The sequence below is a fragment of the Sphingomonas sp. SL1004 genome (assembly GCF_057815015.1).
In genome coordinates this window covers 1,725,753-1,739,412 of record NZ_JBYMUX010000001.1, presented here as the reverse complement: position 1 = coordinate 1,739,412, position 13,660 = coordinate 1,725,753, and the positions used below count along the sequence as shown (strand labels likewise).

Below are 13,660 nucleotides of genomic sequence, written 5' to 3'. Positions count from 1 at the left end.
TCATTACGCCCTCAGTATCAACCCACTGAAAGGACACGAAATGCGCGTTGCGATGCTGGGCCTGTTGGCCGCCTCTACCATGGTTGCCGGCTGCGTCGGCGACGGAGGCAGCCGCTACGGCGTCGATCCGCGCTATCGTTCCTACGACTATAACCACGTCGATCCCGCATACGGCGGCTACGATGCCGGTCGCTATTACCGCGACGACCGCCGGTACCGCGAGCGCCGCCTGTCGCGTAACGATCGCGTCTATCGTGGCAATGACGGCCGCTATTATTGCCGTCGCAACGACGGCACCACCGGCCTGATCGTCGGCGGAGTCGCGGGTGGCGTGCTCGGCAACGTCATCGCCCCCGGCGGCTCGGGCTTGCTCGGCACCGTCCTCGGTGCGGCCGGCGGCGCACTTGCCGGGCGTGCGGTGGATCGTTCCAGCAACGACACCCGCTGCCGTTAAATCCCTCGACCGGCGTCGAAATATCGGCGCCGGTCGTTCTAAATCATCGCCGTTTATGGCGGTGCACGCGAAAATATTATCTGCGTAAATCGACGCAGTTCTTGACCCATTTTACCGGCAAGATTTGCAATTCGGGCGGTCTTGGCCCATATAGCGCTCAGCTACAGTCGCATATCGACGGTTCTTGGCGCTTTGCGGCACCTTTCTCCTTCTTTCCCTGCTCCGCGGCACGGGTCGCCCGAACGTCGGGTTACTCTCTACTAAGAAGGAGCCACTTCATGGCTATCACCGGAACCGTCAAGTTTTTCAACGCCGACAAGGGCTATGGCTTCATCGCGCCGGATGGCGGCGGCAACGATGCATTCGTGCACATCACCGCGGTTGAGCGCGCCGGCATGCCGACGCTGAACCAGAACCAGCGCGTCACCTACGAGCTCGAGCCCGACAAGCGTGGCAAGCAGTCGGCCGTGAACCTCCAGCCAGCCGATTGATCTCGCTGGCGGATTACGGTCCGCCAACCTGATCTCGGTTGCGATGCGGCGGCTATCATGGCCGCCGCATCACCCCTTTGAAATTTCCCGCAGGAGCGCACCAGCATGGCCGATAATCCAGAATTTTACCGGGCCCGCGCTGATGAAGAGCGTCGCAACGGCGATGCCGCCCTCCTCGACAACGTCCGCGATCGCTGCCGCCGCGCCGAAAAGGCCTGGGACGACATGGCCTCGCGCGCAGAACGCACGCAGATCCTCCGCGCCGCGCGCGAAGCCGCTCCCCCCGGTGGTGAGCGCATGATGATCGGCACCCCGTCGATGGTTCCTGCCGAATAGGCACGATCTCCGGGATACGATCTCGATCACAGCGGCCAAACCCGGGTGCAGCGATGCGCCCGGGTTTTGCTTTATGGGAGGTGAGGTCGGAATTGTAGCTGGAAAGATATGGTTCGCTTAAGGCGCTGAGTCCGCAGAGTCCCGTTTGTGGCTCCCTGCCAACCGAACCTGCATTCGAACATCTTAGCCAGCGAGGGCAGCAGCTGCACGGCAACCCGGACATCGGTCTTTCTCCATTCGTGAGAGAAAAGGGGGCCGCATGGCGAAGTCCGTCGAGGGGCGATCAGTCGACTGCTACGGTATGGCCGGATATCTAGCTGGGGAGCAGGAAGGACGGGTTCGCGCAGAGGCGCCGAGAGCGCAGAGTCTTCAATCACTACGGGATCCCTGTGCTGGCACGGTCACTGAACGCTGCCCGGGGCGAACTGCCTCTATGGCTCCCGTAGACAAATCTACGCTGGCGCTCTTACCACACGAGAGAGGGAAGCGGCATGCTCGGCGAAGCCGATAGGGTTCGTGGGTCGATTACTGGCGAAATCCCCAATGCCCGTACTGCAGTCGCCTGCCGCCAGTCTTCAGCGCCGGTCCAGGATTTATAAGTCTGGACACGGCAATCCATTACCCCCGCTATCACCACCTCCGCGTCCTCCGCGCCGCTGCGCGAAGCCGGTTTCATGCGTGATTGCAGGAAACTAGCGCAGACCGTGCAACGGCGATTCTCCCCCCAATGAAAAAGGGAAAGGCGCCATGCGGCTAAACCAGAGAAACGCAAACGAGCGAACGGGTGAACCGGCGAAGGCGAACCCAAAGCGCCGTTATTTCAGCGGCTTGCCCGAATCCTTCCACCGGTCGAGAATCTGCGATTCCGGCGGCAGCATGTCCGTCGCGACGGGTGCGACCGGCGCGGCAGAGATCGGCTTGGCCTGCACCATGGCGACCACCGAACCAGCCGGCACGGGAACGGCAACCGCGCCTGCCGTCGCCGCCGCGATCATCTGCGGCGTGACCGGCGTAAGCGGTTCGACCGGCATATGCGGCCCTGGGACAGGCTCGCCGCCAACGTAACGCTGGCTGAACGCGGCGGACGTGCCCCAGAACCCCTTCCAACGATGGAAGAAATGCGCGCCGACGACGTCGGTCATCACCAGGCTCCGGTTCCACGCCGGCGTCACCGCATAGGTATGATAGTGCGTCGCCAACCCGACCGGCGCGTAGACATAACCCGCGAGCGCCATCCCGGCGGCGCGCGCGGCGCGCACCCACGCAGTCCGTGCCGGCACCCGCGCCATCGCGCCGTCGCACGCAAAGCTGAACTGGCACCCGGCATGTTCGGAGCCCTGATACACCACGCCGCATACGGTGCCGGGAAACGCGGGGTGCCGCACCCGGTTGAGGATGACCTGCGCGACCGCCTGCTGCCCCGCATCCGACTCCGACGCCGCCTCGTAATAGATTGCGGCGGTCAGGCATTGTGCGGCGCGACCACGATCGATCGGAGATGCGCTAGCCACCGAGAAGGGGCGGGCGGGAACGACGCCCGTCTCTGCACCGACGGGATAGCCTGCCGGGATCGGCAGGTCGGGCAGGTCGATCGTGCCGGTAACCCCCGACGCCGGCGCCGCCGTCTCCTGCGCGCTGCCGATCAGGGGTGAAGGTGTCAACGCGCCATCACCCGCCGCCTGCATCGCCGCGGCGGCATCATGTCGCGCTGATATCGCGCGCAACGCGGCCTGCGCCGACATACCAGCGCCGACGATCAGCGTGACGCCGACCATCGCGATCCAGATGCGGCGCAACAGCCGAACTGTCTGTAATCGTACGCGCAAGTCGATACCCCGGCGTCCGAACGACGCACGGGGTCCATAGTCTATTCCGTACGATCGCGCCGCACTCGAATTTCCGTCGTCCCACGCCGGGACGAAGATGGCTCGCAGTTACCTTAACGCGGCGGTATCGAGCTTTAGCGCAGCCTCCGGGATCACCTCGACGGTCGGATAGGCTTTCCGCAACGCCGGGAGGAACTGCTTCGCATCGCCGACCACGACGATGCTGGCCGCGGTCGGATCGAGCAGGGCAGTCGCCGCGGACTGCACCGCAGCGGGGGTTACCGCGGCCACGGCGCCGGTATAGCGCTGCAATTCGCCGATCGGGACGCCACCCTGGACGTAGCTGCCGAGGATGTTCGCCACCCCGCTCGTCGTCTCGATCGCGCGTCCGAAGTTGCCGACCAGCACGGCCTTCCGGGTATCGAGTTCGGCCGCCGGCACCGTGGCCTGCCCCATCCGCGTCATTTCGGCCGAGATCAGCGTCACCACTTCCGCTGCGGTCGGGTTCTTGGTCTGCGTCTTCACGGTGATCGTGCCCTGCGCCTTGCCCGCGTCGAACCCGCTGCTGGCACCATAGGCCAGGCCACGCTTGATCCGGATTTCCTGGTTCAGCCGTGATGAAAACCCGCCGCCCAGCACGGTGTTGGCGACCCCGAGCGCGTAATAGCGGGGATCGGACCGCAGGATCGCGGAGCGCCCGACGACCACGCCGGCCTGTCCGGCCTCGGGCATGTCGACGACGATGACGCGCGATTTCGGATAGACCACCGGCGCCACTGCCGCCGGTGCGGCACCGGTCGGTTTCCACGACGCGAACTGGGCGTCGGCCAGCGCCTTGGCCTGGGCAGCGGTCACGTCGCCGGCCATGATCAGCGTTGCCTGATCCGGGCGAAAGTTCCGCGCATAGGCGGCGGTCAGGTCGGCGCGCGTAATCGTCTTCAGCGATAATGGCGTGCCGCCGGTCGGCGGTCCGTAGGGCGAGTTGCCGAGCACGGCCCAGTCCGCGACCATGTCCGCCAGTTCCGCCGGGTCCTTCAACGCCAGCGTGACGGCATCGATCTGCTGGGTCCGCGCGCGTTCGATTTCGGCGGGCGCAAACGCAGGGTGGATGGCGACGTCGGCGAGGATCGCCATCGCGGGGACCAGCTGGTCCGATTTGACGGTGACGTCGACCGAGGCGCCTTCGCTCGCGGCGCTGCTGCCGATCGCGCCACCAAGCCCTTCGATCTGGCGCGCGATCTCGGTCGCGGACCGCGTCGTCGTTCCCTTGGTAAGCAATTCCGCAGCCAGGTTGGTGGCGCCTGCGCGCTGTGCCGGGTCGGTCGCGGCACCGCCGGTCGTGACCAGATAGGCGGTGACGATCGGCAGGTCGTGACGCTCGACCGTGATCAGCCGCATGCCGTTGGCCAGCCGCGTCTCGATGGGCTGCGGGATCGTCGGGAGAACCGGCGCGCCCGGGGCGGGAGGCTGGATGCGCTGCGGCTCGGGCGCCGGCGTCACGATCTCGACGGTCGCGGGCGCCTTCAGGTCGGCGACCTGCACCGTCGAGGCGACCGCGATCGTATTGCCCGCAGACTCCGAATCCGGCCCTGGCGCGCCGCCAGCCGGCCTCGTCTCGATCGGCATGTAGCGGATCGTCGCCGACTGGGTCTCGCCCAGATATTTTCGCGCCACCCGCTGAATGTCCGCAGCGCTCACCTGGGCGATCGCGGCGAGCTGCTTGTCCGCCGCCTGCGGATCGCCGTCGACCAGCACTGCCTCGGCGAGGGTGCTCGCCTTGCCCTCGGCGGTCTCGCGCGACTGGATCGACTGGGTCAGGATTTCGTTCTTCGCCTCGGCCAGTTCCGCCGCCGTCACCGGAGCATCGCGCAACCGGGCGATCTCGCGCTTGACCGCAGCCTCGCCCGCCTCGACCGTCTTGCCCCCGGCCATGATTGCATAGACGACCAGATTGCCCGTCGCCTGCTTGGTATCGAGGAACGCCGCCGCCGACTGCGCCAGCTGGTCGCGGTACACGACGCTCTCGTACAGCCGCGAACTCTCGCCAGTCGCCAGCACGGCATTCAACACGGTCAACGCGGCGATATCCGGATCGCGGTCCGCGGGGACATGATAGCTGACCAGCACCGCTGGCAACGGCGTGTTCGGCTCGTACACGGTCCGCGTCACCGCTTTGGTCCGCGCAGGTTCGACCACCGTAACGCGCGGGATCGTAGCAGCGGGCTTCTTAATCCCGGCGAAATACTGGTCGACCCAACCGTTCAACTGCGCCGGATCGAAATTGCCGGAGACCACGAGAATTGCATTGTCCGGCCGGTAATAGGTCGCATGAAACGCGCGGACGTCGTCGATCCCGGCGGCTTCGAGGTTCTCCAGGCTACCGATCCCCGGCCGCGCATAGGGATGAACCTGATAGGCGAGCTCGGGATAATAGATCGAGAACAGCTTGCCATAAGGCTGAGCTAGAGTCCGCTGGCGCAGTTCCTCCTTCACCACGTCGCGTTCCGAGCCGAAGCTCTTGGGCTCGACGACGAGGCTCGCCATCCGGTCGGCCTCCGCGAACAGCAGTCGCTGGAGGTGGTTGGCCGGGATCACCTCGTAATAATTGGTATAATCGTCGTTGGTCGACGCGTTGTTGTAGCCGCCGACATCCTCGGTCAGTCGGTCCATCTGCTCCGACACCAGGTTGCGTGTCGACTTGAACATCAGGTGTTCGAACATGTGCGCGAACCCGGACTTGCCCTTGGGGTCGTCCTTCGAACCGACGTCGTACCACATTTGCACCGACACGTTCGGCGTGCCGGTATCGCGGATCGCATACACCCGCAGGCCGTTCGGCAGGGTGCGCTCGGTATAGGCGATCGGCTTTACCAAAACCTGCGTTGGGACAGGTGCGGTCTGCGCCACCCCCGCTACGGGAAGACATGCCGCGGTGAGCAGCAGCGCGGAGCGGAGGAGGCGCATGAAGGTCCTTACTTGTTGCGGTTCGCGAACAGTACCGCGCCCGCGATCGCCGCCGAGCCGATGCCGACGCCGAGACCGATCTTCGCGAGCGGCCAGCTCTTTGCCTTCTCGGCGGCGTTGTGCGCGGCGGCTTCGGCCTGCAGCTTCGCCTCCTTCGCGGCGGCGAGGATTTCGTTCGGGGTATCGCTGTCGATCTTGATCGTCACTTGGGCTCTCCTTCACTCTTCCGGGCATACAACGCGCGGAAATCATTCGCGAACTGCGTCAGCGTCCCCGAGGCAATCGCCGCCCGCAGATCCGCCATCAGCGTTTCGTAGAACCAGATGTTATGCTCCGTCATGAGCATTGCGCCAAGCATTTCGCCCGATCGGACGAGGTGATGCAGATACGCCCGACCCCAAGTCGCACAGACCGGACAGGGACAGGCGGGGTCGAGTGGCCCCATATCCTCGGCGAACTTCGCGTTGCGGATGTTGATCGGCCCGGTCCGCGTGAACGCCTGGCCCGTGCGTCCCGACCTAGTCGGCATTACGCAATCGAACATGTCGATCCCGCGCTCAACCGCGCCGACGATGTCGTCCGGCTTGCCGACCCCCATCAGGTAGCGCGGCTTGTCGACCGGCAACTGGTCCGGCGCGAAATCGAGGCACCCGAACATCGCCTCCTGGCCCTCGCCGACAGCGAGCCCGCCGACCGCATAGCCGTCGAAGCCGATACCGATCAGCGCATCCGCCGATGACTTCCGGAACCCCTCGTTCAGCGCACCCTGCTGGATCCCGAAGATCGCGTTGTTCTCGGCATGCGTCTCGCCACTGTCGAACGCCGCTCGCGACCGCTTGGCCCAGCGCATCGATCGCTCCATCGCCGCTGCCTGCACCTCACGCGTCGACGTCGTTGGTACCAGCTCGTCGAACGCCATGACGATGTTCGAGCCAAGCAACCGCTGGATCTCGATCGACCGCTCGGGGCTCAGCAGATGCCGCGTGCCGTCGAGGTGCGACTTGAACGACACGCCCTCCTCGGAGCGCTTGGTCAGGTCGGCCAGACTCATTACCTGATAGCCGCCGGAGTCGGTCAGGATCGGCTTCGACCAGCCCGAAAACGCATGCAGCCCGCCCAGCCGCGCAACCCGCTCCGCACCCGGCCGCAGCATCAGATGATAAGTGTTGCCGAGGATGATGTCCGCGCCCGCGCCGACGACATCGGCGGGCTTCATGCCCTTGACGGTAGCCGCAGTGCCGACCGGCATGAACGCGGGCGTGCGGATGTCACCACGTTGCATCGCGATGACGCCGGTGCGCGCCTTGCCATCGGTGGCGGAGATGGTGAAGTCGAAGCGGGGACGAGTGGTCATGTTACTTTTTCTTGCGGATGCCGTAGCGATCGCCGACCGGCGCGCCGCGGATGATGATGAGTTCGGCGCGGGTCAGCACGCCGTCCTTGTCACGGTCGAACCGCGTGAAGAACTGCGCGAACCGCGCCTGGAGTTCGACGAGCGTGATCCGGTTATCGCCATCGCGATCAACCTCGAATGGGCTGGGCAACGCGTTGCGATCGCCGAGCCAAGCTTGAGCCCAATCGGCATAGGCGATGTACCCGATTGAGCCCGTCGCAGCGCCCTCCGCAGTGGCAAAGCTTCGGGCAACGCCTGCGGTCAGCTCGGCTTGCGTAACCCGCCCGTCACCGTTGGCATCACAAGCGGCTATGAACAGCGCAGCTGGCTCGGCAAAAATCGTTGCAGGCGGTTGCGGCGTACCCGCGGGCGGCGGTGCGGCGGTAATGGCTTGGAGCAGAGCGAGTGCGAGCAGCATGCCGCCCGTCATGGCAGCAGAAGCGAGGCGTCGCCATAGCTGTAGAAGCGATACTTCCCGGCGATCGCATGCGCATACGCCGCCTGCATCCGCTCGCGCCCCATCAGCGCCGATACCAGCATGAACAACGTCGAGCGTGGCAGATGGAAATTGGTCATCAGCCCATCGATCCCGCGGAACCGATAACCCGGCGTGATGAAGATCGCGGTGTCGCCATCGAACGGGCGAATGACGTCGTCCTCGCCGGTCGCGCTCTCGATCAGCCGCAGCGACGTCGTCCCCACTGCGATCACGCGCCCACCGTTTGCACGAACCGCATTGAGGCGATCGGCGGTGGCGGCATCAATCCGGCCCCATTCCGCATGCATCTTGTGTTCGGTCGTGTCTGTGGCCTTCACGGGAAGGAACGTCCCCGCGCCGACATGCAGCGTCAGCATCGCATGACCGATCCCCGCCGCCTCGAGCGCCGCCATCAGCTTCGGCGTGAAGTGCAACGCCGCCGTCGGCGCCGCTACCGCGCCCGGCTCGGACGCGAACATCGTCTGGTAATCGTCCGCGTCGCGTTCGTCGGTCGGGCGCTTGCCGGCGATATACGGGGGCAGGGGCATATGGCCCGCGCGCTCCAGCAGCAGTTCGACCGGTTCGTCACCGGCGAACACCAGCGCGTAGCTCCCGTCGTCCTCGCGATCGACCGCCGCGGCGCTGACGCCGTTGCCGAACTCGATCACGTCGCCATCGCGCAGCCGCCTTGCGTTGCGGATGAACGCGCGCCACCGCCGCGGTCCCTCGCGCTTGTGCAGCGTCGCGCCGATCTTCGCATCGCCGCGCGTCCCGTCCAACTGCGCCGGGATCACACGCGTATCGTTGAATACGAGGATGTCGCCACGACGCAGCAGCGACGGCAGGTCTGATACGCCCGCATCCAGCGTGCGATCACCTTCGAGCACCAGCATCCGTGCATCATCTCGCGGCGCCGCGGGGCGGAGCGCGATGTTGTCGGTCGGCAGGTCGAAGTCGAAAAGGTCGACGTTCAACGTGGAGTCACTTTTTTGCAGGAGCCTTCTTGGCCGCCGGCTTGGCAGGGGGCGCCTTGCGAGCAGCCGGCGCGAGCTTGGGCTTGGCCGCATCCGGACCCGATGCCGTACCCGGCAACGTCACCGGCGCACCGAGCGCAGGAGCAGGGGGACCAGCGACATACGCCGGGGGATTGTCCGCCGCGATATACGCATGGACGATCCGCGACGGGTTCGCCGGTGGCTCGCCGCGCTCGATCGCATCGACATACTGCATCCCGTCGATCACGCGACCGAACACGGTATATTTCTTGTCGAGGCTCAGGCGCGGCTGGAAGACGATGAAGAACTGGCTGTTCGCGCTGTCCTCCTTGTCCGACCGCGCCGCCGATACCGCGCCGCGGACATGCGGCAGGTAATTGAACTCCGCCTTCACGTCGGGCAGCGTCGAGCCGCCGGTGCCGTCGCCCTTGGGATCGCCGCCTTGCGCCATGAACCCGTCGATCACGCGGTGAAACAGCAGGCCGTCATAGAAATGCTGGCGAGTGAGCGTCTTGATCCGCTCGACCATCAGCGGTGCGACGTCCGGCCGCAGCCAGATCGTCACGCGACCACCGGTCGACAGGTCGAGCAGCAGCAGATTCTGCGTATCGGTCGTCAGCGGCGGCGTCGCACGCGCGGGGGCTACCACCACATTATTCTTCTGCGCGGCGACCGGCACCGTGACCAGGCACCCGAGCAACGCGAACATTCCGACGAAAAAGCGCATCAAATTCCCACTCGCAAGAGGCCCGGCGCAACCAGGCTGCCGCCACTTAGAGCAAATCCCCGCTTGCGCCAATCTGAACGTGCAGACGTGCCGAGCGAGAGGGAGCGATCCCTAGCGCAGCCCGTCACCCCGGGCTTGTTCCGGGGCGCACCGTTCCGCGTACTCAATTCTTTTGGCCTTGAGGAACCGTGGATGCCGGAACAAGCCCGGCATGAGGGGAATTCAGCTACCCTTGCGGCCGATCTTCTCGACCCGCGCCACCACTTCCGCACACACCGCCCCCGGCACGAACTTCGCGATATTTCCGCCGTACAGCGCAATTTCCTTCACCAGCCGGCTCGCGATCGGCTGCAACGCGACGTCGGCCATCAGGAACACCGTCTCGACGCGCGGATTGATCTGTTGGTTCATCCCCGCCATCTGGTATTCGTATTCGAAGTCGGCGACCGCGCGCAGGCCACGGACGATCACCTTCGCCCCCTGTCGCTCGGCAAAATCCATCAGCAGCGAATCGAACGCGACGACCTCGATGTCGCCATCGACGTCGGCCACCTCGCGGCGCACCGTCGCCATCCGCTCCTCGATCGTGAACATCGGCGACTTGGACGGGTTGGTCGTCACCCCGATCACCAGCCGGTCGACCAGCTTCGCGCCGCGCCGGATGATGTCCATATGGCCCAACGTGACCGGATCGAACGTGCCCGGATAGACACCAATGCGTGCGGTCATGTTGAACTCCCGGTTATACGCTCAGCGGTCGCGTTCGAGCACGAAGCGCGCGATGTCGCGCAACAGATCGGCTTCTTTGCCGTAGCTATGCAGGTGCGCCACGGCCTGGTCCACCAGCATCCGCGCCTGTTCACGCGCGCGCTCCGCGCCGAGCAGCGACAGGAACGTCTCCTTGCCAGCGACCTCGTCCTTGCGCAGCGACTTGCCGACGACGGCCTCGTCGCCCTCCGCATCGAGCAGGTCGTCGGCGATCTGGAACGCCAGCCCCAGGTCATGCGCATAACCCCGCAGACCCACGCGCCCCTCAGGCGGCAACCGTCCCAGGATCGCCCCGGCCTCGACCGAAGCCGAGATCAGCGCACCCGTCTTCATCTGCTGCAACCGCGTGACGGTGTTGAGATCGAAGCGCATGTTCTCCGCCTCGATATCCATCTTCTGCCCGCCCGCCATGCCGTTAGGACCGGACGCACGCGCAAGGTCCATCACCAGTTCGATCCGCACGAACGGATCGGCATGTGTGGCTGGATCGGCAAGAATCTCGAACGCCAGCGCATGCAGGCAGTCGCCCGCCAGGATCGCGGTCGCCTCGTCGAATAGCTTGTGCACGGTCGGCTTGCCACGGCGCATGTCGTCGTCATCCATCGCCGGCAGATCGTCATGGATCAGCGAATAGACGTGGATCGCCTCGATCGCCGTCGCCGCCCGTGCGGCGCAGTCGCGCGCGACGTCGAACAGATTGGCGGTCGCGAACACGAGTAGCGGCCGCAGCCGCTTGCCACCACCGATCGCCGCGTGCCGCATTGCGCGGTACAGGTCGCCGCGCGGATCGTCCGGAATGGTCAGCAACTGGTCGAATTGCCGGTCGATCTCCGCGGAGACCTCGGCAAGCGCGGCATCAAGCGTGACGGGCATCCCGCTCACCGCGTCAGCCCGCCGCGAACGGGCGGACGCCGGCAGGCTTGCCGTCGCCGTCGAGCCGGATCGCCTCGATCCGCGCCTGCGCCGCATCGAGCCGGTCGGCGCAACGCTGGCGCAGCTTGTTGCCGCGCTCGTACAGTTCGATCGCCTGCTGAAGCGGCGTGTCGCCACTTTCCAGCTTCCCGACGATGAGCTCAAGTTCCTTCAGTGCATCCTCGAACGCGAGGTCTTCGATCGGCGTGTCCATGCCCGCCGCTATGGCGCAGGCACCGGACGAGGGTCAAGGATGCGCGCCATGGATCGCCCGACGGTTCAGCGCAATCGGCTGACGGTCCAGGTGTAGAGCACCGACACGCCGATCAGCCCGAGATCGACTGCGGCCAGCATCCGGTGCGGCGAGGGATCGCTGGTTTCGTGCGTGATGATGCGGATATCGGCAGTGGGATGCCAGACGGCCAGCACAATCAGCGCCAGTCCCGCAACCAACAGCACCGCCCTACGATCGCGCATCATCCGTCTCCCGAGATCGCCAGCATGCCGTCAAACCGGTCGTTTCGCAAGTGGATCGGCTGGCCCCTCAGGCGGCGATCGGCAGCCCGCCCGCGTCACGTGATCGATCGCGCCCGGCGCCCTTGGCCGCGAACAGCGCACGGTCGGCGCTCCGGTACAGCGTCTTCCAGTCGGATTCGCGCAGCAGTGGCCCGGTACAGCGGCCGATGCTCGCGGTCACCTTGATGTCGAACGGCATGCGCTGGCCCCGCAACCTATCGAGGATCGTCTCGGCCAGCATGTCCGCGCTCGATCCCGGCAGGGGGGCGTCGACCAGGATCGCGAACTCCTCGCCGCCGATCCGCGCCACCAGGGCGTCGCTCGGCACCGCGTTGCGTAGCGCGCGCGCGACCACCCGTAGCACCTCGTCGCCGCCGTCGTGGCCGATCGTCTCGTTGACGCGCTTGAAATGGTCGACGTCGGCGATCAGCAGCATCTGGTCGCCCGGCCGGCCGATCGCGCGCGCCAGGAATGCGCGGCGGTTGAGCAGCCCGGTCAACGGCTCGGTATCCGCGAGCAACCGTGCAGCGATCTCCTGTTCGCGAGCCTCGTCGCGCTCGATGCTGAGCAGGCGGATTCGGTAGGCGATCGCAAGGCTCGACAGCAGCGCCTCGAGCGCCATCGACAGGATCGTCGAATTGTCGAGCCAGAAGCTCCACGGCATCAGCTCAAACGCATTGGCCACGCGCATCGTCGCCACCGCGATCGGCGCACCCCAGGCGACCGCGAACAGCCACAGGAAATTGCTCCGCGCCCGCCATGCGCGCCACAGGATGATCGGCACCATCGCCAGCAGCGCTAGGTACGCGCAGACCAGCATCATATCCAGCACGTGGAAGTGCCACGGCGCGGCGCTCGCCCACAACAGCGACGTGGCGAACAGCGCGGCGATCACGCCGCTGCTGACCGGCCGCAGCCATCCGGCGAACACGTCGCGCTCGAAGAACATCCGCGCGAACCACAAGGCCGACCCCGCCGATGCCGCCAGGAACAGCGCGTTCAGCCGCTGGCGATCGTTGTTGTCGAGGGTCGGGACGATCTGCCCCAACGCCCCCGACGACGTGAACGCGTAGATCAGCAGGCACAGCACGAGCAGGCAATATGCCGGTTGGAACGCCTGCCGCAACGCTCCCCACAGCGCGAGATTATAGACGATCAGCGCGATCGCCATCCCCCCGAATGCGCCGTACAGCGCGGCCAGAACGGCTTCCGCGTTCGCGCTCTCCCGGTGTGTCGCGAGCGTCGCGCCGAGGATGATCCCGCGCAGGTTCGCCGTGCCCTCGACATGCCACAGCAGCCGCACCGGCGCGGTGTCATGACTGGGCAGCGACTGGACGATCACCGGGCCCAAGCCTAGCAGCGGACCGGTCGTCCGGTGGGTGAAGCCGGTCCGGCGGATCGCGCCATCGGCGTATAGAACGTACAGCGTCACGCGGTTCATCCACGTGCTGCCGATCCGTACGTCGCGCGCCTCCAGGTCGTTGACGGGAAGGCGCCCCGACATCAGCCAGAAATCGCCCGCGCCGAACGCGGTCTGCGACGTCGTGCAGTCGAAGCTTGCCGGCGTCGCGAACAGATTCGCAGGCATCATGCCGGGTTGGGCGGGGCGGATGCACACCGACAACGGTACGCCGGTGATCGCATAAGCGGGTGCGGCGAGCGCAAATCCGGACGCCAGCGTCAAAACGCCGATCATCCATCGCAGCCACACCGTCATCGTCATGACACGAGACTATGTGTATGTTCACCAATTAACGGTAAACGCGCTCGCATTATTCCAGAAAAAAGCCCGCCGACGGG

At 65.7% G+C, this 13,660-nt stretch carries 15 protein-coding genes; 3 read left to right on the top strand and 12 right to left on the bottom strand.

Going from position 1 to position 13,660, the window contains the following annotated elements; genetic code table 11:
* Positions 1-40 precede the first annotated feature (40 nt).
* From AC3D24_RS07790 to AC3D24_RS07780, 3 genes are all read left to right on the top strand, one after another.
* On the top strand, positions 41-454 hold the full coding sequence (locus AC3D24_RS07790; protein ID WP_489029576.1) for a glycine zipper 2TM domain-containing protein: 414 nt from the start codon (positions 41-43) through the stop codon (positions 452-454).
* A 278-nt stretch (positions 455-732) separates the two neighbouring features.
* Complete coding sequence (locus AC3D24_RS07785) at positions 733-945, top strand: cold-shock protein (RefSeq protein ID WP_031394996.1); 213 nt, start codon at positions 733-735, stop codon at positions 943-945.
* A 105-nt stretch (positions 946-1,050) separates the two neighbouring features.
* Positions 1,051-1,281, top strand: a complete 231-nt coding sequence (locus AC3D24_RS07780) for a hypothetical protein (RefSeq protein WP_056060610.1) — start codon at positions 1,051-1,053, stop codon at positions 1,279-1,281.
* 815 nt (positions 1,282-2,096) lie between these two features.
* On the opposite strand, the gene AC3D24_RS07775 is transcribed toward AC3D24_RS07780, so the two are convergent.
* From AC3D24_RS07775 to AC3D24_RS07720, 12 genes are all read right to left on the bottom strand, one after another.
* Positions 2,097-3,107, bottom strand: coding sequence for a cell wall hydrolase (locus tag AC3D24_RS07775; protein ID WP_489029573.1), 1,011 nt, complete (start codon positions 3,105-3,107; stop codon positions 2,097-2,099).
* A gap of 108 nt (positions 3,108-3,215) precedes the next feature.
* Positions 3,216-6,071, bottom strand: coding sequence for a M16 family metallopeptidase (locus tag AC3D24_RS07770; protein ID WP_489029572.1), 2,856 nt, complete (start codon positions 6,069-6,071; stop codon positions 3,216-3,218).
* A gap of 8 nt (positions 6,072-6,079) precedes the next feature.
* A complete protein-coding gene (locus AC3D24_RS07765; RefSeq protein WP_197978314.1) occupies positions 6,080-6,277 on the bottom strand; it encodes a hypothetical protein in 198 nt (65 codons plus the stop codon).
* Positions 6,274-7,425 carry a tRNA guanosine(34) transglycosylase Tgt gene (tgt, locus tag AC3D24_RS07760; RefSeq protein WP_489029569.1) on the bottom strand — a complete coding sequence of 384 codons (1,152 nt, stop codon included), beginning with the start codon at positions 7,423-7,425 and terminating at the stop codon, positions 6,274-6,276. Before tgt ends, AC3D24_RS07765 begins: the two co-directional genes overlap by 4 nt.
* 1 nt (position 7,426) lies before the next feature.
* Positions 7,427-7,882, bottom strand: coding sequence for an EF-hand domain-containing protein (locus AC3D24_RS07755; protein ID WP_489029567.1), 456 nt, complete (start codon positions 7,880-7,882; stop codon positions 7,427-7,429).
* A gap of 8 nt (positions 7,883-7,890) precedes the next feature.
* Complete coding sequence (queA, locus tag AC3D24_RS07750) at positions 7,891-8,916, bottom strand: tRNA preQ1(34) S-adenosylmethionine ribosyltransferase-isomerase QueA (RefSeq protein WP_489029565.1); 1,026 nt, start codon at positions 8,914-8,916, stop codon at positions 7,891-7,893.
* Between the two features lie 7 nt (positions 8,917-8,923).
* Positions 8,924-9,664: a peptidylprolyl isomerase gene (locus AC3D24_RS07745; protein WP_489029563.1), complete on the bottom strand. Its 741-nt coding sequence runs from the start codon at positions 9,662-9,664 to the stop codon at positions 8,924-8,926.
* A gap of 222 nt (positions 9,665-9,886) precedes the next feature.
* Complete coding sequence (gene coaD / locus AC3D24_RS07740; RefSeq protein ID WP_423323262.1) at positions 9,887-10,393, bottom strand: pantetheine-phosphate adenylyltransferase; 507 nt, start codon at positions 10,391-10,393, stop codon at positions 9,887-9,889.
* Between the two features lie 21 nt (positions 10,394-10,414).
* Positions 10,415-11,305, bottom strand: coding sequence for a polyprenyl synthetase family protein (locus tag AC3D24_RS07735; RefSeq protein ID WP_489033101.1), 891 nt, complete (start codon positions 11,303-11,305; stop codon positions 10,415-10,417).
* Between the two features lie 13 nt (positions 11,306-11,318).
* Complete coding sequence (locus tag AC3D24_RS07730; protein WP_056060585.1) at positions 11,319-11,558, bottom strand: exodeoxyribonuclease VII small subunit; 240 nt, start codon at positions 11,556-11,558, stop codon at positions 11,319-11,321.
* Positions 11,559-11,623: 65 nt separating this feature from the next.
* The gene (locus AC3D24_RS07725; protein ID WP_489029560.1) at positions 11,624-11,821 is read right to left on the bottom strand and encodes a hypothetical protein; all 198 of its coding nucleotides are present in this window, start codon (positions 11,819-11,821) and stop codon (positions 11,624-11,626) included.
* Positions 11,822-11,888: 67 nt separating this feature from the next.
* Positions 11,889-13,583 (bottom strand): GGDEF domain-containing protein, encoded by a 1,695-nt coding sequence (locus AC3D24_RS07720; protein WP_489029559.1) that lies wholly within the window; start codon positions 13,581-13,583, stop codon positions 11,889-11,891.
* Positions 13,584-13,660: the final 77 nt, after the last annotated feature.